Source organism: Chryseobacterium sp. HNCC26DJ240 (genome assembly GCF_057180485.1).
Genome location: NZ_JBXUGK010000007.1, coordinates 263647 through 290047, shown reverse-complemented (window position 1 = coordinate 290047; position 26401 = coordinate 263647). Strand labels below are relative to the sequence as shown.

Here is a 26401-nt window from a genome sequence, read left to right as displayed (position 1 = left end):
TTTAAATTGATAACTGTGTTTATTTTTCGTATTTTCGTCTATACAAAGCCTTGAAAAATGAGTTATGATTTGGAACAGGAGAATAAAGAAATTCTCGCGAGATATAAAGATCTGATTTCTAATACCTACCGTACTTTAGATGAAGAACACAACAAACTGATAAGAAAGGCTTTTGATATTGCTTTGGATGCTCACAAAGACCAAAGAAGAAAATCCGGAGAACCCTACATTTATCATCCCATCGCTGTAGCAAAAATTGTGGCTACAGAAATCGGTCTGGGAGCTACATCGATTGCCTGTGCATTGCTGCATGATGTAATTGAAGATTCTGATTATACGTTTGAAGATTTACAGAAAATATTCGGGTCAAAAATTGCGGAGATTGTGAATGGTCTTACCAAAATTTCGATCATGAACCATCAGAATATTTCGGTTCAGTCTGAAAATTACAGAAAACTTCTTCTCACGCTTTCCGAAGATTTCAGGGTGATTCTTATTAAAATTGCAGACCGTCTTCACAACATGCGTACGCTGGAAAGTATGGCGCCCGACAAACAGAAAAAGATTGCTTCCGAAACCGTCTACATCTACGCTCCGATGGCGCACCGTTTAGGTTTATATAACATTAAATCTGAGCTTGAAGACCTCTCGCTTAAATATAATAATCCGGAGATTTACAATGAGATTACTTCAAAACTTGAACTTGCCAAAGAATCTCGTGAAAAATATATCGAAGAATTTAAAAATGAAGTTACCGCAAGGTTAAAAGACGAGGGCTTGAATTTCAGCATCAAAGGCAGGGCAAAAGCCATCTCTTCGATTTATAGAAAAATGCTGAAACAGGGCGTTTCTTTTGAAGAAGTTTATGATAATTATGCCATTAGAATTACCTATAAATCTGATGCTAAAAACGAGAAATTTCTCGCCTGGAAAATCTATTCTATTGTAACGGATGTTTACCATTCAAACCCATCCAGAATGAGGGACTGGATTACCCAACCCCGTTCTACAGGATACGAAAGTCTGCACTTAACCGTTTTGGGACCAGACAGAAAGTGGATTGAAGTTCAGATCCGTTCTGAAAGAATGGATGATATTGCTGAGAAAGGCGTCGCAGCCCATTATAAATACAAAGAAGGCTACAAACAAAGCACCGAAGACCGTAATTTTGAAAAATGGGTTACGGAAATCAGAGATGTTCTTGAACAGCAGCAAAACCTTAGTACATCAGAGCTTTTAGATAATATTAAACTCAATCTTTACTCAAAAGAAGTTTTTGTTTTCACTCCCAAAGGCGAAATTAAAATCCTTCCAACCAACGCTTCTGCTTTGGATTTTGCGTTTTCTGTGCATTCAGATTTAGGAATGAAATGTTTGGGAGCAAAAATTAACGGTAAGCTCGTTCCGATTTCCTACAAACTTCAAAACGGAGATCAGATTGATATATTATCTTCTCAAAATCAAAAGCCAAAATCTGACTGGCTGGAGTTTGTAGTTACTTCAAAAGCTAAATCTAAAATCAAAGGTTTTCTGAATTCACAGAAAAACACTTTGGTTGATGAAGGAAAAGAAATTCTTCAAAGAAAACTTCGTCACGCGAAAATCAATTTTAATGATGAAGAAATCAACAAACTTCAGAAGTTCTTCAATCTTAAAACTTCCCAAGAGTTATTTTTAAAATTCCAAAGCAACGAGTTAGATGTCAGTAGTTTAAGAAAATACATTGAAAGTAAAAATGTATTTAATAATTTACTTTCAAGATTCAGAAAATCGCCAACCAAAAACGTTCATTACGAAGAGCCGAAAGAGCAGAATCTCGATATGATTGTTTTTGGAAAAGATGAAGAAAAACTGAATTATTCTTATGCTAAATGCTGTACCGTAATACCGGGAGACAAAATTTTTGGATTTATTACCATTTCAGAAGGAATAAAAGTTCATCTGGACACTTGTCCGAATGCAATTAATCTAAGAGCACAATACGATTACCGTGTAATTCCTGCAAAATGGGTCAATGAAGAAAGCTTTAAAAACAGAGTGAAAATCGAGATTGAAGGTCTTGACAGAATGGGAATGATCAATGACATTACCACCGTAATCAGCGGTGCGATGGGCATGGATATGAAAAGTATGTCTATTGAATCCAACGATGGGATTTTTACAGGAAACATCAACCTCGAGGTAAAACATACGGGACAGCTGGAAGAAACCTTTAAAAAACTGAAAGACATCAACGGAGTTTCAAGAGTGAGAAGAATGTAAAATATGAACCTTAGCGTTTACTTTATTAAATTCCTGAAAAGCAGCCGTTCGTCAGGAATTCTATTGATATTTTGTGTTGCAACAGCTTTATTGATTGCCAATTCATCAATGAACGACAGTTTCAATAATATTCTGGATTATAAACTCGGAGCTGATAATTTACATTTAAAATTCTCTGTCAGCACATGGATTAATGATGGTTTAATGGCCATCTTCTTTCTTTTGGTAGGCTTGGAAATTAAGAGAGAAATTCTGGAAGGCGAACTTGCCTCATTTAAAAAAGCTTCACTTCCTATTTTCGCTGCGGTTGGCGGAATGCTGGTTCCTGCTTTGATTTTTCTGGCATTTAATTTTAAAACAGATTTCAGCAATGGCTGGGGAATTCCGATGGCGACAGATATTGCATTTTCGCTTGCAATTATTTCGCTTCTCGGTAACAAAGTTCCTGCTTCTTTAAAGATCTTTTTGGCAGCTTTGGCGATTGTGGATGATCTCGGGGCGATTTTAGTGATTGCATTTTTTTATACAGAATCAATCCATTTTTTAAGCCTTTTGATCTCTTTCGGAATCGTGGGATTGCTGGCTTTACTTAATTATCTGAAAGTTAAAAAGATAGTTTTCTATCTGATTTTAGGAACTTTTTTATGGTACTTTTTGCATCAGTCAGGTATTCATGCAACGATTGCGGGAGTTCTTTTAGCATTTACCATTCCAACAAATAAATCATCTGTAATTCCCTCTCCTCTTGAAAAACTTGAACACCAGCTTCATATTCCCGTTAACTTTTTAATTATGCCCATATTTGCTTTGGCAAACACCAATATTCATTTTGAAAACGGTATGATTGAAGGTTTAACGAATAGTTTAAGCCTCGGAATTATCTTTGGTTTAGTAGTCGGAAAGCTCTTAGGCATCAATCTATTCTCATTTTTAGCCGTAAAGTTAAAATTGAGCAGCCTTCCCGAGCATAGCAGTTGGAGACAGATGGCTGGTGTTGGTTTACTTGCGGGAATTGGTTTTACAATGTCGATTTTTATAGCTTTGCTTTCGTTTAAAAATGAAATACAGATTCAGAATGAAGCTAAATTTGCTGTGTTAATTGCTTCTTTCATTGCTGCAATTTCCGGAGTTTTAGTTTTAAAAATGAAATCTTCAAAAATTCAGAAAAATTCCAATGATTAATTTTTGGTAACACTCCACGTTCCTTTTGAACTTCCCATTTCCCAGGTTCCGCTTTTGTTCTGCAAATTTCCGTAAATGATAAAGCCCTGAGGTGATTTGACTGTTGTATTGAAAGATGATCCTATAAGACTGGTCCAGTAAGAATCTGTGCTACTATTTGCACTTCTTGTCACTCCCACAGAAGCATCTTTTGCAACATTTACTGTAAGACTTCCGCTGATGTCGCCGGAGTAAGTTCCCGTATATTTACCCATAAATTCTGAGGTAAAATTTTCCTGCGCTCTTTTTTCTTCGGCCTGATCGAGAATGTGCTGACAAGACTGTAAACTTGTTAAGGTGCAAATCAGAAATAATTTAATTGTCAGTTTTTTCATCATTATCTTTTTTATGCTTTAATTCAATTTTGCGAATGTGTTCTTCGTCGCTATCAAAATTGGGCTCAAATGTAGTAGAAATATATTGATCGGCTTCATTTTTCAATTCATCGGCAAGCAGTTTTTCAACCCTCAGTTTTCTTAATGCCATATTCAATTCATTCCCGAAAAGAAGCAGATAAACATTCACGTTAATCCAGACCATTAATAAAATCATACTTCCGATGGAACCGTACAAAACGTTATATCTGGCAATATTCTTCACATAAAGCGTAAAAAAATAAGTCGTAAGAATAAATAAAACTGTCGTAAGAATAGCTCCCGGAACTGCCTGTCTGAATCTTACAATTTTCACAGTTCCCAACCAATAAAATAACGTTAAAAGCAAAAAGAAAAATACCGGAAATGATATAAAACCAATTATTGCAGAAAGGTTTTTCGTCAGCCACGTAATATTGTCAATCGGTGTAAAAAGCTTCATCACAACTTCTACATAATAAACTCCGAAAAGTGCAAGAAAAACTATGGTTACAAAACCGATTGTTATAAAAAAAGATAGAATAAATTCCTTTACATCGCTCAGTTTTTCTTCAGACTTCTCGTTGAAGCCACTGATCAGTGCAAAAGTTCCGTTGGTGGCAAAGATCAAGGCGATAAGAATTGTCAAATTACTGATTCCCTTCATATTAGGAATAATACTGTCTTCAATATACGATCTCACATCTCCTTCAATATTGCTCGGGAAAATATTGTGCAGTAAAATTTCAAAAATATAAAACTGGAGTTTGTCGTAATGAGGCATGTAGGGTAAAACCGAAAGCAGGAACAGTACAAAAGGGAAAAGACTTAATGTAAAGTTCCAAGAAATTCCGGCTGCTTTTCTTCCGATTCTGTCTTTAAAAACTCCGGCAAAATAAATCTGAAACATTTCCCAAAGAGAAATTCCCAGCACCGGAATATGAATGTCATCAAAGAAGTTCTGAATCTTCAAAAATATCGCAGGAGTTTTAATTGCCATGTTTCTTTTTAAAATTATTAAATTTTTCTTCGGCTTTGTTAAATGTTTTCTCTACAAATTTCGGATTATTAAACCGAATACCAAAACCTATTCTCGCCTGCCAGTGTGTGAATGAGTAAAAGTTTTCATTGGTATTGTTCGTCCAGTTCATCATCCCCGAAACTCCTGCGAAAAATCTGCCATTGTCATAGCCAAATCTTCCGGCTGAATTCAGACCAAAATTAAAATCATGAAAACGTTCAGAAATAATCCTTGCGTAATAAATCTGCGGATAAATTTCAGCAATGACATACCAGTTTTTACCGAAAACACGCTGCATTCCCACACCGGATTTGATTGCAATTTTTAAATCTCTGGAAGGCGAATCCTCTTGTGGATCTGTGATTTCAACATCCTGAAACCGGACGGTATTAGTGTTTCTCATGATGTTGTACTGATAAGCAAGACCGCTCATAACAATCCATTCATTTTTTGCAGGCTGATACGTCATGTTGGTAAACGAGCGGTAATTTTCCTTATTTCCTTTCCATAAATAACTGGTTTCGCCCTGAAATGAAAGATATTCGGCGCTGGGGAAGATAAAATTATCAGTAAAATCAATTGGAGGAGCGTCTGATGCTGAAATATCATTAAAAAACCTTTTGCTGTCAGCAAGATACAGACCTTTCATCATGCTCAAACCTACAAACTGCCGAAATTTTGATGTTGGAAAAAATGCAAATCCAAGATTAAAATATTTCGTTTTTCCTTTCAGCTGATCATCATTGTTTATGGATAAAAACTTCGGTGCAAACGAAAATGTGGCATCGATGAAACGGTATCTCAGGAAAAATTCTGCGTAAAAAGCATCATTAGCTTTCAGTTCGTAGAGATTGTTTTTGTAGGTAAGTCCAAAAGTATTATCAATAAAATTGGTTCCGGCAACGATAGATACTGTATTTTTTGCAGTACTGAAATTCTGAGTCAGAGAATCAGTTTCCTGAGATTTGAAAAACGCAGAAATAAACAGCCAGAAAAAAATATATTTCAGTTTCAAAAGAGAAGTGTTTTCAAAGTAAAAATAAACATTTAAAATGACTTTGATTATTGAATGGATTATAAACTCTATCAAAATAAATATCTTTGCAGTATAAAAATTCTACAATGCGTATTTCACTCCTTTGCATCGGTAAAACAGACGATAAAGAAATCAATTCTCTTATTCAGTATTATCTTACCCGTCTGCCGAGACACTGGAATTTTGAAATCACTGAAATTCCCGATATCAGAAATGCCAAAAATCTAACGCCGGAACTTTTAAAAAAGGAAGAAGCAAAATTATTTTTAAATCATATCGACAAAACCGATTTGGTTATTCTTTTGGATGAAAAAGGAAAACAGTTCACCAGTCGTGAGTTTTCCCAGAAGATTGATGTCTGGATGAACTCTTCAGTGAAAAAAGTACATATTTTAATTGGTGGAGCTTATGGTTTTTCCGAAGAAATATACAGCAGAGCCAACGAAAAAATGTCATTATCGAAAATGACATTTACACACCAGATGATCCGGTTATTTATCGTTGAACAGCTGTATCGCGCAGATCAGATTTTACAGGGAAAACCTTATCATAACGATTAATTATTTTGTAGTTACTGCAATTACTTCTTTGATTCCTTTTTCTTTGTACTTCTTTTTTACAGAATCATCCAAGAGAACTTTTACGTTTTTCACATCTACTCCTTTTAGTTCTTTAAGGTCACTTAATGAGCTTTCATTTTTATCAATTAAAATCAATGTAGTGGCTTTAAGCTCTGGAGAGGCTTCGTGTCTTTTTACCGTATTTCCCAATAATGAATTGGTGTTTATTGCCAATTCGTTTTTAGTTTCCTGAGCGAAAGCAGTATTTGAAGTTGCTAAAGTCATCACAAAAGTGGATGATAAAATAAGTCTTGATAGTGTTTTCATAATTTAAAATATATCTTTAATTAGTGATATTTTTCAAATATACGAAAGACTTACAATAAATTTAAAACATTAATTTTATTTAACAGTTTTTAGCATTCATTAATTCCCATATTTACGAATTAACCTTTCATACAAAGCTGTCTTTTTGCTTCACCTACAACAAAAGCAACAGAATTCGCAATATTAAAACTCCTAATCAGTTTAGACATTGGAATCGTCAGGTGATTTTCAAAACGGTCTAAAACCTCTTTGCTCAAACCTTTACTTTCTTTCCCGAAAACCAACCAGTCGCCATCCTGAAATTCTATTTCCAAATATGATTTTTCGGCATGCGAACTCATCAGAAAAACACGTGACAAATCCAGAATATTTTTCATCCATTCATCTACATTTTGGTATTCTGTAACATCCAGATGAACCCAATAATCTAACCCCGAACGTTTCAGGTTTTTATCATCAATCAGAAATCCCAAAGGATGAATAAGATGTAAACGGCTTTCGGTTCCAACACAAAGTCTACCAATATTTCCTGTGTTGTTGGGGATTTCAGGTTCTACAAGAACGATATTTAACATGAATAAAAAATAATTTTGAAGAAAAGTAAATCAGATCTTTACTGAGTTTTTTTTGTACATTTTAATGCATAATCCGGTAAAAGAAATTTTTCGTGACCTAAAGCTATGGCTTTATCTAAATTTTCGCAGGCTTCTTTAGGTTTTGCCGTTTCAAATAAAATTGCAGCTTTTGTAACGTAAGATTGAGAAAATTTAGAATCAATAGAAATTGATTTATTGACGTCTTTTAAAGCTTCTTTGTACTTTTTCATCTGAGCATAAACCTCTGCTCTTCCGTTGTACAAAAGAGATTCCGGTCGTTCAGCAAGAAGTTTATTGTAGTCGGCAAGTGAACCTTCAAGATCTCCCGAACGTCTTTTCAGCGTTGCCAAACCTGTTTTTGCAAATAAATTGTCTGGAGCGAATGTAAGAATGTAGTTCAAATCTTTTAAGGCAAGATCTTTTTTACCCATATTTTCGTAAACTTTAGATCTCAAAAGATAAAGATTGGTATTCTGTTCATCAACTTTAAGTCCGGAATTGATATATTCCAGCGCTTTTGGGCGGCTGCCCTTTGTGTTGTGCAGTGCTGCAAGATTTTCATAAACAGATACAGACAAAGGGTTTGTAATTAAAGCAGATTCAAAAGACTTGAACGCTGCAGAGGTTTTACCAAGTCTTCGCTGTGCTGTTCCCAGCTGAATGTAATAATCTGATTTGAATTTCTGAATCAGTTCTTTATCTGCCAAAATCTGATACTGTTTTTCTGCACATACGTAATCGTTTTTGCGCATACAGTCTTCTGCAAGTTTTTTGTCCTGCGCACTAATACAGGTCATTGAAAGTAATGCTGTACCTAAAAAAAATAGTTTTGCTGTCATTGAGATATGGTTTGTTTGTTGATCACTTTTTTAGCGAGTAAAGCAAATACTACTCCCACCAAAGATCCTGCAAACGCCCCAACCAAAATATCTCCCGGGAAATGTACGCCCAAATAAATTCTGCTGTATGATACGACAGCCGCCCAAAAGAAAACAAAATAAGGCAGCCATTTGATTTTTTTTCCTAATAAAACTGTCAGATAAGATGCTAAAAAGAAAGTATTGGACGCATGTGCAGAATAAAAACCGTGCTCTCCGCCACATTTTACAATTCTCATTAAACCCTGTAATGATGGGTCATGGCAAGGTCGTAACCTCTGAATTCCATGTTTAAAAACACCCGCCATTTGATCTGAAACAGTTGTTCCAATTGCCACAAAAATTAAAATGAATATAAAAGATTTAAGCTTGAAATTTTTGTAAAGAAAATAACAGAAAATAGCATAAAGCGGAATCCAGATGAATGTTTTTGATATTAAAATCCAAAACTGGTCAAACGGCTGGCTTCCAAGAGTATTCAGGTACAGAAATATCTCTTTGTCTTCTAAAACTATTTCTTCCATTATCTGCTTACAGGCCCTTCGTAAGTCTCGTCTTCAGAAGGCTTTATTAAAGGTTTATTATCTGTGAACTCGTTTGGTACTGCATTTTTAAGCTCATCATCCAAATTATTTAAAGGATTGTATTCTTTGGCAGCATCTTTTATTTTATCAATTTCTTTTTTGATATCTGAAACCGGATTATCGGCTTCTTTCATAATTTCTGTTTTGATGTCTTCTACAGCACCACGCATCTTTCTCACGCCTGCGCCCAAATCACGGGCAATAGACGGAAGTTTATCCGGACCGAACAAAACCACAATCGCCAAAACGATGAGAGCCATTTCTCCAAAACTTAATTCCATTTTGTAAAAATACAAAAGATTCAATATAAATCTTTAGTTTAGGTTTAAATTTAAAAATATTTTAAGATTTCTTTTTCTCAAAAGCGTAGTAGGTAATCACCACACTCACAGCCATCATGATAAAAGCTAAGAAAAACGGAGCACCTGGAAATCTGAATTCTGCATTTCTCTCACTGAATTTATAGAACAGATAAGTCATTAAAGGTGGTCCTATTGCCGCTGTGATACTCATTAAACCCGTCAAAGCACCTTGCAATTCGCCTTGCTCTTTTGCATCAACATTTTTGGAAATGACAGACTGTAAAGCCGGGCCACAAATCCCTCCTAAACAGTAAGGAATCAAAATCACAAACATCATCCATCCTTCTGTAGCGAATGAAAAGAAAAGCATTCCTACTGCATAAAAAGCAAGTCCGAGATAAATACTTTTGTATTCACCCAATTTGGGAGTTGTATATCTTATCAAAACTCCTTGTACCAAAGCTACTAGAACCCCGACCACTGCCAGTGAAAAGCCAACCATCGCTGTACTCCATTTGAATTCGCTTTGTGTGAAGTAGGTCCAGTTGGTCTGTACCGCGTGACCTGCAATGTAAATTAAGAAAAGACTGATCACTAAACAGGAAAGTTCACGGTGTTTTAATAAAAATTTTAACGAGCCAATGGGGTTTGCACGCTTCCAATCAAACTCACGTCTTTTGTCTTTATCTAAACTTTCAGGAAGAATAAAATATCCGTAAAGAAAATTAACCAAACATAAAACTGCTGCTGCATAAAAGGGAACTCTCGGTCCGAAATACCCTAAAACTCCGCCAAAAAGAGGTCCGATGATAAAGCCTAATCCAAAAGCAGCCCCGATCATCCCAAAGTTTTTTGCACGGTCTGTGTCTGTAGAAATATCGGCAATGTAAGCACTCGCCGTGGTAAAACTTGCTCCCGTAATTCCGGCAATCACCCTTCCGACAAACAAAAGCCAGATGGTAGGTGCCAAAGCAAGGAAAACATAATCAACGGCAAAACCAAACAAAGAAATCAGAATTATTGGTCTCCGTCCGTATTTATCACTTAAATTTCCAATAACAGGCGAAAAGATGAATTGTGTAAATGCATACGCAAAGCCCAGCCAACCACCATATTTTGCAGCTTCATTTACACTTCCGTGGATAAGTTCTTCAATCAGTTTCGGTATCACAGGAATGATAATTCCAAGCCCGATCACATCGATTAAAAGCGTGATAAAGATAAAGCCGATGGCGGCACTTTTCTTTGATTTTTCCATAGGTGCAAAATTAATGAAAACTGAAAAGGTGTGAACTTTTATTTTTCATTTAGATTTAATTTAAATAAAAACTGATTACACACTCATTATCATACTGTGGAATTTTAAAACAAAGGGAACAAAGATTTAAAAACAACTAACTGTTTTGCTTTCGTTTCTAAGGTTCACAAAGACGTTAACACTTAACTAAGCCCACCGAGTTTTTTATGATATTATATTAAAAAAAAGGACTGCCTTTAAAAAAGACAGTCCGTATAACTTAATTGTAGTTAAATTTATTTTGAAGCCAAAACTTCTTTATCTGAAGTTGATTTACCTTTTACTTCTTCTTCCTTACCTGTTTTCAGGAAGTCGTAAGCGATTGCGGATGCGATGAATACTGATGAGTAAGCACCAAAACCGATACCGATTAACAAGGCAAACATGAATCCTTTAAGGTTATCTCCACCGAAGATGAAGATGGCAAGAATTACCAATAATACAGTGAAAGTAGTGTTGAATGTTCTACCCAAAGTACTTGAGATAGAGTCATCAAATAAACCTGCCAATGTAACCGATTTTTTCTCTCTTAAATATTCTCTAATTCTGTCGAAGATAATTACTGTATCGTTGATTGAGTAACCCAATACTGTAAGAATTGCTGCAACAAAATCCTGGTTAATCTCCATGTTGAAAGGCATAATATTGTGAAGCAATGAATAAGCTCCCAAAATAATTACCGCATCGTGGAATAACGCTACAACCGCTCCTAAAGAGAACTGCCATTTTCTAAATCTGATCAAAATATAGATGAAGATACCAGCCAAAGCTGCAACTACAGCCAAAATACCATGTGTTTTGATATCATCTGCTACCGTAGGACCTACTTTTTCTGATGAAACAATACCTACATGATCTTTATCTGCAGATTTGAATTCTTCTAAACTAAGTTTTGCGGGAAGATTGGCTTTTAACCCTTCATACAATTTATTTTCTACAGTCTGGTCAGCTTTCAATGAAGCATCTTCGAAAAGATAATCTGTAGAGATTTTCAACTGTCTGTCGTTACCAAAAGTTTTAGCTTCAACAGAAGAATTTTTCCCGTCTGCAGTTCTGAAAAGCTTCGCAAGACTTTCTTCAGCATCTTCGGCACTTACATTTTTATCAAATCTTACTACATAGTTTCTACCTCCTGTAAAATCGATTCCATATTTGAAACCATTAGTAAAGATTGAAACTAAACTGATAATCGTTAAAACAACCGAGATACCGTAAGCGATTTTTCTTTTTCCGATAAAGTCAATCCAGGTATTTCTGAATAGATTTTTCGTAGGAGCCGTCCAAACTGAAAGTCCTTTTCCTTTTTCAAGTCTTGAGAAGATCATTACTCTTGATAATGCTACCGACGTGAATAAAGTCATGATGATACCAATACCTAAAGTAATTGCAAATCCTTTAATAGGACCCGTTCCGAAGAAGAATAGAACAGCTGCAGTCAATAAAGTGGTAAGGTGACCATCGATAATTGCATTTAAAGCATGTTTAAATCCGTCTTTATAGGCCTGAAGAATACCTTTTCCGGCGAAAAGTTCTTCTTTTGTTCTTTCATAAATAATTACGTTGGTATCCACAGCCATTGCCATCGTCAATACCAAACCTGCGATACCAGGAAGTGTAAGAGTGAAATCCCCTGAATCCATAATCCCGAAGATGTAGAACAAGTTGATAATCATTGCGATTACTGCATAAACACCCGCTCCACCGTAATAGAAAATAATATAAATGATAATGATAAGGAATGCAATTGCAAAAGACATCATTCCCGCATCAATAGATTCCTGACCTAATGAAGGTCCAACAACGGTATCCTGTACCACTTTGGCACCTGCAGGAAGTTTACCTGCTCCCAAAACGTCTACCAATTCTTTGGCTTCTTCCTGAGAGAAGTTTCCTGAAATCTGAGTTCTACCGTTAGGAATTGCGCCTACAACATTTGGTGCTGTATAAACATTTCCGTCAAGAGTAACCGCTACCGGTCTTCCAACGTTTTTCTCCGTTAAAGTTTTCCATTCTTTGGCACCTTTAGAATCCATCTGCATATCTACTACTATTCTCCCAAGATCATCGTAGCTGATTTTTGCTGTTTCTACCGCCCCGTCTACCGGTGCTTTCTGGCTAATATTTCCTCTGATCGCGTAAAGCACTAAATCATCCGGAGATGTAGCTTCAGGCTTGTAACCCCAAAGGAACTGAGTATATTTCAGGTTGGCAGGTCTTAAAGACTGCGCAACTTTACTTCTTAAAATTTTGTTTACAGTAGCAGTATCAGAAATTTTGATATTTCCAACTCCGTTAGACTGAAGTTTTTCGAACTGTAAAAGTTTCATCAAATCTGTCTTTTTAGAAATTCCGATTGAATCTCCTTTAGCAGAAATCATAGTGCTTAATGACTGGAAATAAGGTACAACTTCCTCAGCCTTCTGTACTTCCCAAAACTGAAGTTTAGCAGAAGTCTGAAGCATTTTCTTCACTTTATCTCTGTCTTTCATACCCGGCATTTCAACAGAAATTCTCGCTGTACCCGGTACTCTCTGTACGTTTGGCTGTACAGCTCCTACTTTGTCAATTCTGGTTCTGATTACTTCAAAAGCGGCATCTACAGAAAGATCGATTCTCTTTTTTACGATGCTTTTTACCTGCTCATCCGGAGTGTTATACTTAATTTCCTGAAGGTTGGTATTTCCGAAAATTTCAGAATCTGCCAATTTAAGATTTGCTCCTTTTGCTTTGTTTACAGCATCAAACTGATCAAAAAAATTGTCGATGTAAGATTTTGTAGAGTTTTTCTGTACTTCATCCGTCTTGTTTAAAGCTTCGATAAGCACAGGATTTGTGGAATAATTGGTTAAATCATTTACCAGATCTCTCTGGTTGATTTCCAAAAGAACATTGATCCCACCCTTAAGGTCGAGACCCAATTTCATTTCCTTGTCTTTGGCTTTAGCGTACGTAAGCTCTGTGTAACCAAGATTAAGAGTCTGCTCTTTTATCCTCTTGATCTCTTTTTCGTTCCCATTCGCAGCTTCGATCTGCGATTCAATTTTACTGGCGTACCAGGTTGGTATAAGCTCATTTAAGCAAATCAACCCGAGGACAATAGCAATAATTGTAATAAGTCCTTTTCCTTGCATTTTGTTATAACTACGTTAAATTAAGTCGGCAAATATAACAATTTAATTGTATTTTTTTTGACTTTTCAGCAACAGAAATCGTTTATTTTCAGATAAATTCAAGGTCAAATGAGCATTTTTAAATTACTTTCTATAATCTTTGCTTTAAATAATTCAATTGGTACAGATTTTTCATCAATGATTTAACACACTAAAATCCAAATTATTATGAAAAATCTACTTTTTGCGGCGGGCATTGTCTGTTCGTCACTATTATCTGCACAAAGTATTAGTTTGCAGGAGTTTGCCACAGGTTTTACTGCACCTGTTGAGATTGTAAATGCCAACGACAGCCGGCTTTTCGTCGTTCAGCAAAACGGAATAATAAAAATTCTTCAGCCCAACGGAACTACCAATTCAACCAATTTTATAAATATAAGCTCAAAAATTACATACGGCGGAGAGCGTGGTCTTTTAGGACTTGCTTTTCATCCTCAATACGCAACTAACGGCTACTTTTTTGTTTTTTACAATAATACTGCAGGGAATCTTACGGTTGCCCGATACACGATAAGTTCCAATGCAGATGTTGCAGATGCTACTACAGAAAAAATCATCATCAGTATTCCGAAACCTTTTGATAATCATAACGGCGGAAGCATTCATTTTGCTCCGGATGGCAACCTTTGGGTAATTACAGGCGATGGTGGAAGTGGCGGCGATCCGAACAACAATGCCCAGAACAAAAATTCTCTTTTGGGAAAAATGTTGAGATTAGACATCAATTCTACGGGACCTTACAACATTCCTGCGGGAAATCCATTCAACGGAACTAATGGAGCACAGGAAATATGGTCTTACGGCTTGCGAAATGCATGGAAATTCTCATTCGATTTAACCACAGGAAATGCGATGATTGCAGATGTGGGGCAAGGTCAGATTGAAGAAATCAATTCAATGCCGATTACTCAGGCAGGAATCAATTACGGTTGGAGATGTTATGAAGGTAACAGTACTTACAATACCGGTGGATGCGATCCGATGAGCTCAATGACTTTCCCGGTTGCTGTCTATGATCATTCGGGTGGAAAATGCTCTATTACCGGTGGATATGTTTACAGAGGAACAGCCTATCCCGCTTTGCAGGGGAAATACTTTTTTGCAGATTATTGCTCCACACAAATTGGGATGCTCAATTCTGATAATTCAATCACCTGGACACCAGCTTCTACCGGAAATAACTTTTCCACATTTGGGCAGGATGTACAGAAAGAACTTTACGTGGCTGCCGTAAGCAGCGGAAAGATTTTTAAAATTGTTTCAGGAACATTGGCGACAGAAGAAAACATTTTATCAGAACAGATCAAAGTTTATCCTAATCCTGCATCTGAAAGAATCTTTGTTAACGCTAAAGATTTACAAAATATGAGTGCAGAAATCATGAGCAGCGAAGGACTTAAAGTTTTAGAACAAAGAGTTATAGACCATGAAAACGGGATTAATATTACAGGAATTCCGGCAGGAGTTTACTATTTAATCCTTAAAAATGGCGATTTGAAATCTTACAGTCAGAGAATTGTAATAAAATAAAATCGCAACGAAAGCGGTTCCCGAGGGAATCGCTTTTTTATTTATATCGATTATATCGTCATTGAGAAAATTCTTGTTTCCGGCTTGTTTCTCATCATTCTCAAGTCAAAAACCATCGCAACATTTCTTGTGAAAGCTCTACCTTTTTCGGTAATTTTCACTCTGGAATCATAAATTTCAACCAAACCATCATTTTCCATTTCAGAAAGCATTTCAAGAGAATTTTCGAGCTCAGGGAAAGAGTTTTGATCTGTAAATTCGGTTTCAAGCTGACACATTAAATTTAAAATATGTCTTCTCACAGAAAGATCCTCATCACTTAAAATATGACCTTTTACCACAGGAATTTCACCTTCTTCAACTATTTTCTGATACTCTTCAACGGTTTTCACATTTTGAGCAAATGCATACCATGAATCTGAAATTGCAGACATACCCAAACCAACCATCAGCTGTGTTTTACTTGAAGTGTACCCCATAAAGTTTCTGTGAAGTTTGCGTTCTTTCATAGACTGATACAGATCATCATGCTCAAGAGAAAAATGATCCATTCCTACTTCGATGTAGCCCAACTCTTCAAGTAATTTTTTTCCATCTTCGTACAAACGTCTTTTCTCATCACCACTCGGAAGGTCGTTTTCATCAAAACCTCTTTGTCCGACACCTTTTACCCACGGAACGTGAGCGTAAGAATAAAAAGCCAATCTGTCTGGCTTCAGTTCCATTGTTTTGCGGATGGTAGATTCCATCGCCTCCCAATTTTGATGAGGAAGACCGAAAACCAAATCATGGCTGATACCTCTGTAACCAATTTCACGGGCAAATTCAGTAACTTCTTTTACTTTTTCGTAAGACTGAATTCTATTGATTGCTTTTTGAACCTTTGGATCATAATCCTGAACGCCGAAACTTACTCTTCTGAAACCTAAATCGTACAAAGTCTGCAGGTGATTTCTGGTTGTATTGTTAGGATGCCCCTCAAAAGAAAACTCCGGATGTTCAGCAATTTCAACCGTTTCAAAAATGCCTTCCAACAAAGTTTTAAGATTTTCGGGTGAAAAAAATGTTGGAGTTCCGCCACCCAAATGAAGTTCTTTCAGCTTTGGTTTTTCTGAAAAAAGTTTTAAATATAAATTCCATTCTTTTAAAACAGACTCCAGATAAGGAATTTCTACGCTGTGTTGCTTGGTAATTCTTTTGTGACAGGCACAAAATGTACATAAAGCCTCACAAAACGGAAGATGTATGTAAATTGAAATTCCTTCTTCAGGATTGGATTCGTTGAAAGATCTGATTACTGTTTCCTTGTATTTTTCCGACGAAAAAGAGCTTTCATCCCAATAAGGAACGGTAGGATAAGAAGTGTAACGAGGTCCTGGAATATTATATTTATCTACTAAAGAATTCATGTAAAAAAATTTGTAAACCGTCATAAAAACAGATATGCAAAATTACTCATTAATGCTGAAATATAAATTATGAGAAATGTTAGGCTTTCATAAAATCTTTATTTTGTAATGAGTCTAAATACTTCTTCGGCAAAGTTTTTACCTAAATCAATGTAACCTGCGCTATCATAATGCCAAGTATCGCTGTATTTGTAGTTTTTTGTAGAACGAACAACCGCTGCTTTTTTATTGGTTTTTGCGAATTTTTCTTCGGCTTCCTGTATAATTTCACCAAAAGCCCAGATTTTACCTTTTTCATTTTTCCCGGAATCTGAAATTTTTCCAATCACTACAGGAATGTCATCTTTTCGCAGAGAAGCGCGCATCAAATTCATAAGGTTGTTAAGGTGACCGTAATATTTTTCTGCGACCTCTTTTGTAGAACCTCCATCACTTTCTCCCTGCATCCATAGAATTCCCGAAGGAATTACTACATCCTTTTGACCATCTTTATCGATATCAGCATCTTCTAAAGCCAAACTCAGTGTTTTCAGAAAATGATCATACTGATTTATTCCGTTTGAACCTCTATAATCTGGCTCCCAACAACCGAAATTGGCTTTTGCTAAACTGTCGATTGATGTTCCCTCTTTTGCATATTTGATTAATGCAATTTTATCTTTTGGAAAAAGTTCTTTCAGTCTTTTCGCCAAAGAAAGTTCAAGACCAAATCTATCGGAAAGCGTATTATTTTTACCATCAGTTTTAAAACCTGTTCCATGTCCTGGTTTCAGAATATCCCATTTTCCGACGCCACCATTTTTGTCGCCATCATCAGCTGTATTTCCCTGAAAAATGTAAACGTCTTTGAATTCTTTTAAATCTTTTGGTAAATCTTTTGTGTAGCCGAAACCGTTCATATTCGATTGTCCGGCTAAAACAAAAACTCTTATTTTCTGAGCGGAAAAGAGAAATGGCAAAAGACTTAGAGTGATTATTATTATTTTTTTCATTATTAATTTTAGATAGGATTTCGCCCTTTCAGGGCTAGCTTACTTCTGCTTAAAAAATAATTTTAGTTTTTACTATTTTATCTTTTCCTGCAAAAACTACGGTATTCTGATCAATCCATTTACAGACAAAGAAGCCTGTTTCGTCAGAAATTTTCTTCCAGGTTTTCCCGAAATCTGAAGAGTAAGAAATATGCTGATCTCCGACAGAAATTATTTCTTTTCCTTTTGAACCCGGCTTTATTTTAACACAGGTTGTGTAACCTGCATTATTTCCCGATGCCTGAATTTGCCAGGTTTTTCCGGCATCTACAGAAGTAGCGATATTATTAATATTTCCATCTTGTTTTAAATAATCTCCACCAACTGCAATCCCGAATTTATCTCCCGAAAAATCAATTGAGTAGATCCCTTGTGAAGAAATCCCCTGTATAAAAGGTGTTTCGAAAGCTTCGAGTTTTTCATTTTTTAAATTTAACCTGAAAATTCTTGAAGAATTGCCGCCTGTTGCAATCCAGATAAAGTTTTCTGATGCTGAAATATTGGTATTACTCGCTGCAAAAGCGGCTTCACCTTTATTTAATTTTAGATGGGAGTAATTCTTGGAGAGAAATTTACCTTTATTCAGATTAAACTGAAGAAATTTCAGATTCAGATTATTGGTTGGATCTGAAAATGCATAAAATTTATTTTTATGAAAATGTAAAGCGTCATAAAACGAAGTTTTGGCGGTGTCTTGATAAACTACAGAATGTTTAAGTGTTTTCTTATCAATTTTAAAAAACTGAGCCGGGCTTTCAATATTAATGGCAAAAAATGAATTTGCGTCCTGAGCCAAAGTTCGAAACTGAAGTTTCTTGTCGGAAAGTGAAATCTGTTTTTTGTTCTCAGGATTTTTCAAATCAACATATCCAAATTTAGAATCTGTTCCGCTGTACCAGACTTTGTTGTCGGAAATCTCTAAAGCACGAATGCTTATTTTATCAGATAACAGAGTTTCAAAACTTTCGATTTTCTGAGCAAAAGAAAATAGAGAAACTGTGAGGCAAAAAGTTGTGATTAGTTTTTTCATAATACTCAAATTTAATCAAAAAAAATTCCGCACGAGGCGGAATTTAAAATTTATTCTTTGTTGTCTATATTAATATCAACATCTTCCAAAGGCTTTTGTTCTGCTTTGAACGTTTCTCCATAACCGCCATTCTGCAGTTTTGAATTTCTTTTACTGTAAAGGAAGTAAATAATAAAACCGATAATCAACCATCCGAAAGAGTACTTTTGTGCTTCTACACTCAGGTTAAAAATAAGATAAACATTGATTGCAATTCCCAGGCATGCAACTAAAGGTAATGCAGGAACTTTGAAACTTCTTACCATATTCGGTTCCTTCACTCTCAACACCCAAACCGCTACACAAACCATTGTAAAGGCGAATAAAGTTCCGAAACTTGTCATGTGAGCCAAATCATTGATTGGCGTAAGTGAAGCGACAACCGCAATTACCGTACCTAAAATCATAAGATTTTTTCTTGGAACACCAGATGTAGGATTCACTTTAGAAAAAGTTGAAGGAATAAGACCGTCTTTAGACATTCCGAGGAAAATTCTTGACTGCCCCATAATCATTACCATCAATACAGAAATCAAACCTACGGTAGCAGCAATGGTGATAATATAACCAGCCCAAGCCTGTCCTGCAATATCAAATGCATAAGCTACAGGTGCTTTAATCGCATCCGGATATTTTCCTAAAGGATTAAAGTCGGTGTAATGCATCATTCCCGTAAGAACAAGTGATACTAAAATATATAAAACAGTACAGATAATTAATGAAGTGATGATGGCAAAAGGTACATCTTTTTTAGGATTAATCGCTTCACCAGCCTGCGTGGAAACTGCATCAAACCCTACGTAAGCAAAGAAAATTGCAGATGCTCCGGCAACAACCCCGGCAAGACCGTATGCTTTATGGGAAACACCGTTTTCAGTGATTGTTGTAGCATCAGGGATAAAAGGCGACCAGTTATCAACATTGATGAAAAATAATCCGGCTATAATTACAAATATAATAGCAGAAACCTTTAAGATTACAATGAAGTTGTTTGCTTTTGCAGCTCCTTTTGTTCCTCTTAATAAAATCCAGATTACAAATAATACGATCAATAAAGCAGGAAGATTTAAAAATAATTTAAAATTGGCAATTTCAGGAGCAGCATTGAAATTAGCTATAGTTTCCTGAAATCCTAATAATTTATCCGCTGGCAATTTTGCATCAGCAATCTGCTTGGTAGCTTCGCCAAAGGCTTTATGAGCAGTACCCGGATCTGTAGTCATCCAATAAGGTAAATGAAGACCAAACATTTTCAGAAGTTTCCCGAAATATCCGGACCATGAAACGGCGACGGTCATTGATCCCATTGCATATTCGAGAATCAAACCCCAACCGATGATCCATGCAAAAATTTCTCCTACAGTTCCGTAAGCATAGGCATAAGCAGAACCTTCAACAGGAAGAATAGATGCGAATTCAGCGTAGCACAAAGCTGCAAAAACGCAGGCAATACCTGCAATAACGAATGAAAGTGCCAAGGCTGGTCCGGCATTGTAGTAAGCACCTGTACCAGTAAGTACGAAAATACCCCCTCCGATAATAGCTCCGATTCCGATTGCAGTAAGGCTCCATTTCCCCAAGACACGCTTGAGCTCGCTCTTCTGAATATCGGCTTCGTAAGCACTCATTGGCTTTTTAGCCCAAATTTTAGACATATAATTTAATTTAATTAAAGATTTACGAAAATATAAAAATTTTAGAGAAATTAACGTTTATTGCTAACTTTTAGAACATAAACTTTAAGTATCGACCATAAAAATTTGATTTTCACGCTTTTTAAAAATATTTTCACGGACGAATTTTTTGTGTATTTTTGAAGCAATGAATTTCTATGATCTTTTTATAAAACCCTATGAGGCCTACACTTACGGGCAGATTGCGTTGGAAGCTGTAGCCTGCATTTTAGGAATTATAAGTGTCTATTTTTCAATTAAAAAGAATATCTGGCTCTACCCTACGGGAATTATTTCTACTGTGCTTTATGTTTACATTCTTTTCAATTTCGGGTTGTTGGGAGATTGTCTTATCAATGTTTATTACACAGTGATGAGTATCTATGGTTGGATTTTATGGTCTAAAAATTCTGAAGACAATATACATGTAGAAATTCAGAAAGCAACTAAAAAAGATTGGGTGTACAGTATCATTCTTTTTGTGGTGAGCATGGTTTTGGTGACTGTAATTTATTATTACAAGCCTTTTATAGATAATAACTTCTCTGCGACCGGAGTCAGTTTTGGTCTCTATCATCTCGACTGGGGAAACTGGCTGGACGTCATTACAACGTCTGTATTTTTAATCGGAATGTGGCTGATGGCCAGAAGAAAGCTTGAAAGCTGGTATTTCTGGATACTAGGAGATCTCATTTGCATACCAATGATGCTCTACAAAGAGCTGGGAATAACTTCGGTGCAATATTTGGTATTTACTTTCATGGCAATTAATGGATATATTGCCTGGAAAAAAAGTTTAAAACAGTAAAATTTAAATACGATGAAAAATTTAATTAAAATTTCGCTAAGCGTTTTCGCTTTTATAAGTTTGAGTTCATGTACAGTTTATAGTGATCAAGGTGGAGGATACGGAGATCCTTATATGAGTAACGGTGCGTATTATGCGCCAGGAAACTATTACGGAGACGGTGGTTACTGGGGTAATGACGGATATTACTACAGAAACGATATACATTATTACTACGATCAGGGAAGACCTTATTATTTTTATGGAAACAACAGACAGAAAGTGTATGTAGAAAGAAATGCCAATCCGAATTCTGGTACGAGATCTGGAAATTACGGTTTTACAAATCCTAACTCGAATACCGGCACTACAACAAATCCGAGACAGAATACGGGAGGTTTCAGAAACACCCAAAAAAATCAGCAAAGTCAGCCAAGAAATAACAGTGGTTTTAGAAACAATCAGCAAAACCAACAGTCTCAGCCAAGAAATAATGGAGGTTTTAGAAATAATAACACAACCACTCCAGCACCGAATACCAATACGAACCAAAATTCCGGAGGATTCAGAAATGGGACAGAAAGCAACCGCCAGACAACCACTCCAAATAACGGAAGTACAAACGGAAACGGTTTCAGACGATAATAATTCTAAATAAGTAGCGAACGGCTTTTGGTCGTTCGCTTTTTGCTTTATTATGCGTAATTTTGCAGGCTATTTGAGATTAAAATAATCACGATGAATTTTTATAAATATCAGGGTACAGGAAACGACTTTATCATGCTTGACAACCGTTCAGGAGAATGGAATAACCTTTCTACAAAAGAGATTACACAACTTTGCGACCGACGTTTTGGAATTGGTGCAGATGGTTTAATTAAAATAAATTCTGCAGAAAATGTAGATTTTGAAGTTGATTATTACAATTCTGACGGATCTAAAAGTTTTTGCGGAAACGGAGCCCGTTGTTCAGTGGCTTTTGCCCATTTTCTTGGAATTTTTAAAGATTCTAAAACTGTTTTTACTGCCATTGACGGTCTTCATGAAGCTGAAATTGCTGAAGATATTGTTAAATTAAAAATGAGCGATGTAAAAACAATTTCAAGAGATGGAGATGATTCGGTTTTAAATACCGGTTCACCTCACTACATTAAATATGTGAATGATATTGCTGATATGAACGTTTTTGAAGACGGAAAAGCAATCAGATATTCTGAAAATTATAATAAGGAAGGAATCAACGTCAATTTTGTGGAAGAAATTTCAGAGAAGCAGATTTTTGTACGTACTTACGAAAGAGGTGTTGAAGACGAAACCTACAGTTGCGGAACAGGCGTTACTGCAGCAGCTTTAACTTATCTTGATAAAAATTCAGCTAAGGAAATTGCCGTAAAAACTTTGGGTGGCGACTTGAAAGTTTATGCAGAGAAAAACGGAGATTCTTTCATTAATATTTGGTTGGAAGGTCCTGCAAAACAGGTTTTCAAGGGACAGATTTAAATTTTAAAAATAACAAAAACACAAACATCGGTTTTTATTTATTATGAAAAAAGCAGTTCTCATTATTGTACTTCTACTGATTGTAATTGGTGGATTTTTCGGTTTTAAGTTTTACAAAAAAAATTACGGAAACAATATCCAAAAAGATGGATATGTTTTGATTCCTCATGGTGCAGAATTCAAGCAAATTATAGATTCAGCAGCAAAATATGTTGATGACAAAGCAGCTTTTGAATCTGTGGCAATGGAAAAAAATCTTCCAAAAAATTTCAAGCCAGGTCGTTATCATTTTCAGAAAGGGATGGGAAATTCAGATTTGGTGAATATGATTAAAGCCGGAAACCAAAGTGAAAACTCATTCAGAATCGGAGATTTCGGTGATATCTATCAGATGGTCGGAAAAGTGACAAAAAAAACAGAGCTTGATTCTTTGAAATTTGTAAACGAACTTAATAAGATTGCTGTTGATAAAGGCTATTCTTCTGCCGAAGATTTAAAGAAATATTTCTTCATCGATACATATAACTTTTACTGGACGGTAACTCCAAACGAGTTTTTCAAGAAATTTGATGATCAGTACAAAGATTTCTGGAATGCAGACAGAAAATCAAAAGAAGCTCAATCAGGCTTAAGCAGAGATCAGATTTACGCTTTGGCTTCAATCGTTTATAAAGAATCCGGAGGTAAGCCTGATGAAATGAAAACTATCGCGGGGCTATACTTAAACCGTTATAAAAAAGACATGAAACTGCAGAGTGATCCAACGGTAATTTATGCAATAAATAAGCAAACCAATTTCAAAGAATCTATCAAAAGAGTACTTTACAAGCACCTTTCTACCCCATCTCCTTTTAATACGTATGCCAACAAAGGAATTCCGCCTGGGCCAATTTGTATTACAGATAAAAATTCTGTAGATGCTGTTTTGAATGCAGAGAAAAACAATTTTATTTTTATGTGTGCAGATCCTGCCAGACCGGGATTACACAAGTTTACTGATAATGCAGAGGAGCATGCAAAAAATGCAAAAGTGTATCAGGAATGGCTTAACTCCCGCAATATCAAATAATAAAAATTTTTAACCTTTTTTTAACAATATTTTAATTTAACATTTAAGGTTAAAAAACGTCTAATTGACTACAATAATAAACTAACTAAGAAGTCTGCAAGAAATTTTTGTCTTAACAATTATTTTTATTTTGTTTTAAATTTTTGCATTCTTTATACAATTAAATTTTATGAATCAAACTGAAATCATCAGTCTATTTACAAAAAAGACGTTGGGATTGACTTTTGTTTTATCTGCTGCGGCACTTGCTTTTGCTCAGGATAAAGTAAATGTAACCGGGTCTGTTGTAAGTAAAGATAATCAGCCAGTTCCTTATGCCTCAGTCACTTTTGTGCATAAGACCAACAAAATGCTTAGCGAAGGAGCTTTAACCGATGAAAATGGGAAATATGTAATGGATATTGTTCCGGGAAATTACGACGTTACCATTGAAGCAATTGATTATAAAAAAGGGAGTTTCAACAAGCAGATTGCTACAGCCGGAAATATCGGAGCTCTTTCTATCGAGCCGGAAGCAAGTACGACAAATGCAAAAACTCAGGACATCCAAGGTGTTGTGATTACAGCAACTACCAAACCTTACAAAGTTGAATTAGATAAAAGAACTTACGACCCTTCTCAGGATATCGTGAGCAAAGGAGGAAGTTTACAGGATGTTTTATCCAATGTTCCTTCAGTTTCTGTTGATACGGACGGAACGGTTTCAATGAGAGGAAGTTCAAACGTTCGTTTTTTAATTAATGGTAAACCTTCTGCCCTTTTGGGTATTGATGATGGTGCCAATGCTTTACAAAGTATTCCTGCAGATCAGATTGAAAGAATTGAAGTCATTACCAACCCTTCTTCAAAATTTGAAGCCAGCGGAACAGCAGGTATTTTAAATATTATCTTAAAGAAATCTAAAAAAACCGGTTTCAACGGTAGTGTGATTGGAACTTTGGGGTATTTGCCTCAGACAAATCTAAACACCAATTTAAGCTGGAGAAAAGGTAATTTTACTTGGTTCCTAAATGGTGGCGGTGGTTATAGAGAGTCTAAAAATACCCAAAGAAATAATGCCTTTTTGTCAACGGGAAATTTCAGAGAAACACACAATGAATCTATTAGCGATAGCAAAAATGATAATTACAATGCTACAGCAGGTTTATTGGTAGATCTTACAGAAAAAACTTCCATTAATGCTTCCGGAACTGTAAGAACTTTCGACGGAACAAACATAGGAAACATTGATTATGTGAATTATGGTTTTGATAACGCTATTACAACAAGAAACAGAAGCAGTACAGGAACCAACAATAATTTGGCATTTCAGGGAGACTTCGGTTTAGATCACAAATTTAACGACAAGGGACAAAATTTATCCGTTTCCCTAAGTTTGCAAAAAAATCGATCAAATAATTATAGTGACATTTACCAAACACAAAACAATCTTTTTGATCTTCAAAATCTTATCGACCAAAAAACTAGAAATAATACCATAATCGGTAAAGCTGATTATGAATTGCCAATCGGCGAAAATTCTAAGCTGGAAGCAGGATACAGAATTGATGTTAACAGAAATAATTATCAGAATCTTGTGACACAAAGCACTTCCTCTTTACCATTCATGCTTTATCTTGGTGAATATTCTTATCAGGCAAAATATGAAGAGATGTTTAATGCAGGATATGTTCAGTTTAAAAGTAAAATTGGGAAATTGGGATATCAGTTGGGTTTAAGAAATGAACATTCGAGAATTGATATTAACTATTTAAATTTAGTAAATGATGTTGAAAATAAGGTGAAAAATTACAATAATCTTTTCCCAAGCGTCTTTTTGAGCTATGAAATTTCTAAAGACAATCAGTTTTTATTAAATTACTCAAAAAGAATTGACAGACCAAGATCATTCTTTTTGATTCCTAACCCAAGCTACAGTGATAACCAAAATATTTTTGACGGAAATATTGACTTAAACCCTTCTTACGTAGATTCTTACGAATTGGGTTACAGTATTTCGAAGTCTAAATTCACGATTAATCCTACCCTTTATTTCAGACATCAAACTGATGATGTGAAAATGGTAACTTACAATGAAGAAAAACCTATTAACGGTGTACAGACGACTATTTTCCATACCAGACCTGTAAACGTAGGAACTGATGACAGATTTGGTCTTGATTTGAACTTCAATTGGGATGCTACAAAATGGTTAAAATTCTTAGGAAACGTAGATTTATTTGGTTACAATACCAAAGGGACTTTCTTTGACCCTTCAATAATAAGCAAACCTATGTCTTTTGAAGGAAGTGGTTTTGCTATGAGAGCGAGACTTACCTCAACATTTAAAATTGATAAAACATTCAGTTTTCAGTTACAAGGCTTCTACAGAGGTGGCCAAAAAAACCAAAGTGCTGACAGAAAAGATATGTATGCATTAAATTTTGGTGCTTCAAAAACGATTTGGAAAGGAGATGGAACACTTTCGTTTAATATCCAGGATATCTTTAATACCAGAGCAATGCAGTCTACCTCATACGGACCAGGTTTCTCAAGAGATTCTTACATGCAGTGGCAGCCTAGACAATTTGCTGTTTCGCTTACTTACAGATTCAAACAGGGTAATGAAAAAGTAGATCAACCTAAACGCAAAAAAGACATCAACTCTAATGCACAGGGAGATGAACAACAAGGACCAATGTAAAAATTGGGTTTTGATAAAATGAAAAGAGTTCGGTAATTTTTTA

The 26401-nt window shown here is 35.6% G+C and carries 23 protein-coding genes; 9 read left to right on the top strand and 14 right to left on the bottom strand.

Annotation, left to right across the window (positions count from 1 at the left end; genetic code table 11):
- The first annotated feature begins 57 nt into the window (after positions 1-57).
- Together AC2A1G_RS15645 and nhaA are read left to right on the top strand one after the other, a co-directional pair.
- Positions 58-2262 carry a RelA/SpoT family protein gene (locus AC2A1G_RS15645; protein WP_484047840.1) on the top strand — a complete coding sequence of 735 codons (2205 nt, stop codon included), beginning with the start codon at positions 58-60 and terminating at the stop codon, positions 2260-2262.
- A gap of 3 nt (positions 2263-2265) precedes the next feature.
- Positions 2266-3444 (top strand): Na+/H+ antiporter NhaA, encoded by a 1179-nt coding sequence (gene nhaA / locus AC2A1G_RS15640; RefSeq protein WP_484047839.1) that lies wholly within the window; start codon positions 2266-2268, stop codon positions 3442-3444.
- Here nhaA and AC2A1G_RS15635 read toward each other — a convergent pair.
- Genes AC2A1G_RS15635 through AC2A1G_RS15625 form a run of 3 tightly spaced genes read right to left on the bottom strand, consistent with a single transcriptional unit; the run spans position 3441 to position 5872 of the window.
- A complete protein-coding gene (locus tag AC2A1G_RS15635) occupies positions 3441-3818 on the bottom strand; it encodes a hypothetical protein (protein WP_484047838.1) in 378 nt (125 codons plus the stop codon). The genes nhaA and AC2A1G_RS15635 overlap by 4 nt on opposite strands.
- Positions 3799-4836 (bottom strand): YihY/virulence factor BrkB family protein, encoded by a 1038-nt coding sequence (locus tag AC2A1G_RS15630; RefSeq protein ID WP_484047837.1) that lies wholly within the window; start codon positions 4834-4836, stop codon positions 3799-3801. The genes AC2A1G_RS15635 and AC2A1G_RS15630 overlap by 20 nt, the downstream gene beginning before the upstream one ends.
- Complete coding sequence (locus AC2A1G_RS15625; RefSeq protein ID WP_484047836.1) at positions 4826-5872, bottom strand: DUF4421 family protein; 1047 nt, start codon at positions 5870-5872, stop codon at positions 4826-4828. The genes AC2A1G_RS15630 and AC2A1G_RS15625 overlap by 11 nt, the downstream gene beginning before the upstream one ends.
- A gap of 107 nt (positions 5873-5979) precedes the next feature.
- Between AC2A1G_RS15625 and AC2A1G_RS15620 the strand changes: the two genes are divergently transcribed.
- Complete coding sequence (locus AC2A1G_RS15620; protein ID WP_484047835.1) at positions 5980-6453, top strand: 23S rRNA (pseudouridine(1915)-N(3))-methyltransferase RlmH; 474 nt, start codon at positions 5980-5982, stop codon at positions 6451-6453.
- Here AC2A1G_RS15620 and AC2A1G_RS15615 read toward each other — a convergent pair whose 3' ends face one another.
- From AC2A1G_RS15615 to secD, 7 genes are all read right to left on the bottom strand, one after another.
- Positions 6454-6780 carry a hypothetical protein gene (locus AC2A1G_RS15615; RefSeq protein ID WP_484047834.1) on the bottom strand — a complete coding sequence of 109 codons (327 nt, stop codon included), beginning with the start codon at positions 6778-6780 and terminating at the stop codon, positions 6454-6456.
- Positions 6781-6899: 119 nt separating this feature from the next.
- Positions 6900-7355, bottom strand: a complete 456-nt coding sequence (locus AC2A1G_RS15610) for a tRNA (cytidine(34)-2'-O)-methyltransferase (RefSeq protein ID WP_484047833.1) — start codon at positions 7353-7355, stop codon at positions 6900-6902.
- Between the two features lie 38 nt (positions 7356-7393).
- The gene (locus AC2A1G_RS15605) at positions 7394-8215 is read right to left on the bottom strand and encodes a tetratricopeptide repeat protein (protein WP_484047832.1); all 822 of its coding nucleotides are present in this window, start codon (positions 8213-8215) and stop codon (positions 7394-7396) included.
- Positions 8212-8778 carry a phosphatase PAP2 family protein gene (locus tag AC2A1G_RS15600; RefSeq protein WP_484047831.1) on the bottom strand — a complete coding sequence of 189 codons (567 nt, stop codon included), beginning with the start codon at positions 8776-8778 and terminating at the stop codon, positions 8212-8214. Before AC2A1G_RS15600 ends, AC2A1G_RS15605 begins: the two co-directional genes overlap by 4 nt.
- Positions 8778-9119, bottom strand: a complete 342-nt coding sequence (locus AC2A1G_RS15595) for a Sec-independent protein translocase subunit TatA/TatB (protein WP_484047830.1) — start codon at positions 9117-9119, stop codon at positions 8778-8780. The genes AC2A1G_RS15600 and AC2A1G_RS15595 overlap by 1 nt, the downstream gene beginning before the upstream one ends.
- 61 nt (positions 9120-9180) lie before the next feature.
- Positions 9181-10398 (bottom strand): TCR/Tet family MFS transporter, encoded by a 1218-nt coding sequence (locus tag AC2A1G_RS15590; RefSeq protein WP_484047829.1) that lies wholly within the window; start codon positions 10396-10398, stop codon positions 9181-9183.
- A gap of 275 nt (positions 10399-10673) precedes the next feature.
- Positions 10674-13568 (bottom strand): protein translocase subunit SecD, encoded by a 2895-nt coding sequence (secD, locus tag AC2A1G_RS15585; protein ID WP_484047828.1) that lies wholly within the window; start codon positions 13566-13568, stop codon positions 10674-10676.
- Between the two features lie 207 nt (positions 13569-13775).
- Between secD and AC2A1G_RS15580 the strand changes: the two genes are divergently transcribed.
- The gene (locus AC2A1G_RS15580) at positions 13776-15137 is read left to right on the top strand and encodes a PQQ-dependent sugar dehydrogenase (RefSeq protein ID WP_484047827.1); all 1362 of its coding nucleotides are present in this window, start codon (positions 13776-13778) and stop codon (positions 15135-15137) included.
- Positions 15138-15187: 50 nt separating this feature from the next.
- Here the strand turns inward: AC2A1G_RS15580 and hemN are convergent, their stop codons facing one another.
- From hemN to AC2A1G_RS15560, 4 genes are all read right to left on the bottom strand, one after another.
- The gene (hemN, locus tag AC2A1G_RS15575; RefSeq protein WP_484047826.1) at positions 15188-16546 is read right to left on the bottom strand and encodes an oxygen-independent coproporphyrinogen III oxidase; all 1359 of its coding nucleotides are present in this window, start codon (positions 16544-16546) and stop codon (positions 15188-15190) included.
- Between the two features lie 98 nt (positions 16547-16644).
- Positions 16645-17538: a sialate O-acetylesterase gene (locus AC2A1G_RS15570; protein WP_484047825.1), complete on the bottom strand. Its 894-nt coding sequence runs from the start codon at positions 17536-17538 to the stop codon at positions 16645-16647.
- Positions 17539-17587: 49 nt separating this feature from the next.
- Positions 17588-18607, bottom strand: a complete 1020-nt coding sequence (locus AC2A1G_RS15565) for a WD40/YVTN/BNR-like repeat-containing protein (protein ID WP_484047824.1) — start codon at positions 18605-18607, stop codon at positions 17588-17590.
- Positions 18608-18657: 50 nt separating this feature from the next.
- On the bottom strand, positions 18658-20301 hold the full coding sequence (locus AC2A1G_RS15560; RefSeq protein WP_484047823.1) for an APC family permease: 1644 nt from the start codon (positions 20299-20301) through the stop codon (positions 18658-18660).
- 166 nt (positions 20302-20467) lie between these two features.
- Between AC2A1G_RS15560 and pnuC the strand changes: the two genes are divergently transcribed.
- The 5 genes from pnuC (at position 20468) to AC2A1G_RS15535 (ending at position 26358) form a co-directional block, all read left to right on the top strand.
- A complete protein-coding gene (gene pnuC / locus AC2A1G_RS15555) occupies positions 20468-21127 on the top strand; it encodes a nicotinamide riboside transporter PnuC (RefSeq protein WP_484047822.1) in 660 nt (219 codons plus the stop codon).
- 12 nt (positions 21128-21139) lie between these two features.
- Positions 21140-21751 (top strand): hypothetical protein, encoded by a 612-nt coding sequence (locus tag AC2A1G_RS15550; protein WP_484047821.1) that lies wholly within the window; start codon positions 21140-21142, stop codon positions 21749-21751.
- A 93-nt stretch (positions 21752-21844) separates the two neighbouring features.
- Positions 21845-22606 carry a diaminopimelate epimerase gene (dapF, locus tag AC2A1G_RS15545; RefSeq protein WP_484047820.1) on the top strand — a complete coding sequence of 254 codons (762 nt, stop codon included), beginning with the start codon at positions 21845-21847 and terminating at the stop codon, positions 22604-22606.
- Positions 22607-22649: 43 nt separating this feature from the next.
- On the top strand, positions 22650-23675 hold the full coding sequence (mltG, locus tag AC2A1G_RS15540) for an endolytic transglycosylase MltG (RefSeq protein ID WP_484047819.1): 1026 nt from the start codon (positions 22650-22652) through the stop codon (positions 23673-23675).
- Positions 23676-23844: 169 nt separating this feature from the next.
- Positions 23845-26358: a TonB-dependent receptor domain-containing protein gene (locus tag AC2A1G_RS15535; protein ID WP_484047818.1), complete on the top strand. Its 2514-nt coding sequence runs from the start codon at positions 23845-23847 to the stop codon at positions 26356-26358.
- Positions 26359-26401 lie beyond the last annotated feature (43 nt).

Coding starts and splice junctions, on each gene's coding strand:
- AC2A1G_RS15645 (WP_484047840.1), top strand. CDS start 58: ATGAGTTATGATTTGGAACAGGAGAATAAAGAAATTCTCGCGAGATAT.
- nhaA (WP_484047839.1), top strand. CDS start 2,266: ATGAACCTTAGCGTTTACTTTATTAAATTCCTGAAAAGCAGCCGTTCG.
- AC2A1G_RS15635 (WP_484047838.1), bottom strand. CDS start 3,818: ATGAAAAAACTGACAATTAAATTATTTCTGATTTGCACCTTAACAAGT.
- AC2A1G_RS15630 (WP_484047837.1), bottom strand. CDS start 4,836: ATGGCAATTAAAACTCCTGCGATATTTTTGAAGATTCAGAACTTCTTT.
- AC2A1G_RS15620 (WP_484047835.1), top strand. CDS start 5,980: ATGCGTATTTCACTCCTTTGCATCGGTAAAACAGACGATAAAGAAATC.
- AC2A1G_RS15615 (WP_484047834.1), bottom strand. CDS start 6,780: ATGAAAACACTATCAAGACTTATTTTATCATCCACTTTTGTGATGACT.
- AC2A1G_RS15610 (WP_484047833.1), bottom strand. CDS start 7,355: ATGTTAAATATCGTTCTTGTAGAACCTGAAATCCCCAACAACACAGGA.
- AC2A1G_RS15605 (WP_484047832.1), bottom strand. CDS start 8,215: ATGACAGCAAAACTATTTTTTTTAGGTACAGCATTACTTTCAATGACC.
- AC2A1G_RS15600 (WP_484047831.1), bottom strand. CDS start 8,778: ATGGAAGAAATAGTTTTAGAAGACAAAGAGATATTTCTGTACCTGAAT.
- AC2A1G_RS15595 (WP_484047830.1), bottom strand. CDS start 9,119: ATGGAATTAAGTTTTGGAGAAATGGCTCTCATCGTTTTGGCGATTGTG.
- AC2A1G_RS15590 (WP_484047829.1), bottom strand. CDS start 10,398: ATGGAAAAATCAAAGAAAAGTGCCGCCATCGGCTTTATCTTTATCACG.
- secD (WP_484047828.1), bottom strand. CDS start 13,568: ATGCAAGGAAAAGGACTTATTACAATTATTGCTATTGTCCTCGGGTTG.
- AC2A1G_RS15580 (WP_484047827.1), top strand. CDS start 13,776: ATGAAAAATCTACTTTTTGCGGCGGGCATTGTCTGTTCGTCACTATTA.
- hemN (WP_484047826.1), bottom strand. CDS start 16,546: ATGAATTCTTTAGTAGATAAATATAATATTCCAGGACCTCGTTACACT.
- AC2A1G_RS15570 (WP_484047825.1), bottom strand. CDS start 17,538: ATGAAAAAAATAATAATAATCACTCTAAGTCTTTTGCCATTTCTCTTT.
- AC2A1G_RS15565 (WP_484047824.1), bottom strand. CDS start 18,607: ATGAAAAAACTAATCACAACTTTTTGCCTCACAGTTTCTCTATTTTCT.
- AC2A1G_RS15560 (WP_484047823.1), bottom strand. CDS start 20,301: ATGTCTAAAATTTGGGCTAAAAAGCCAATGAGTGCTTACGAAGCCGAT.
- pnuC (WP_484047822.1), top strand. CDS start 20,468: ATGAATTTCTATGATCTTTTTATAAAACCCTATGAGGCCTACACTTAC.
- AC2A1G_RS15550 (WP_484047821.1), top strand. CDS start 21,140: ATGAAAAATTTAATTAAAATTTCGCTAAGCGTTTTCGCTTTTATAAGT.
- dapF (WP_484047820.1), top strand. CDS start 21,845: ATGAATTTTTATAAATATCAGGGTACAGGAAACGACTTTATCATGCTT.
- mltG (WP_484047819.1), top strand. CDS start 22,650: ATGAAAAAAGCAGTTCTCATTATTGTACTTCTACTGATTGTAATTGGT.
- AC2A1G_RS15535 (WP_484047818.1), top strand. CDS start 23,845: ATGAATCAAACTGAAATCATCAGTCTATTTACAAAAAAGACGTTGGGA.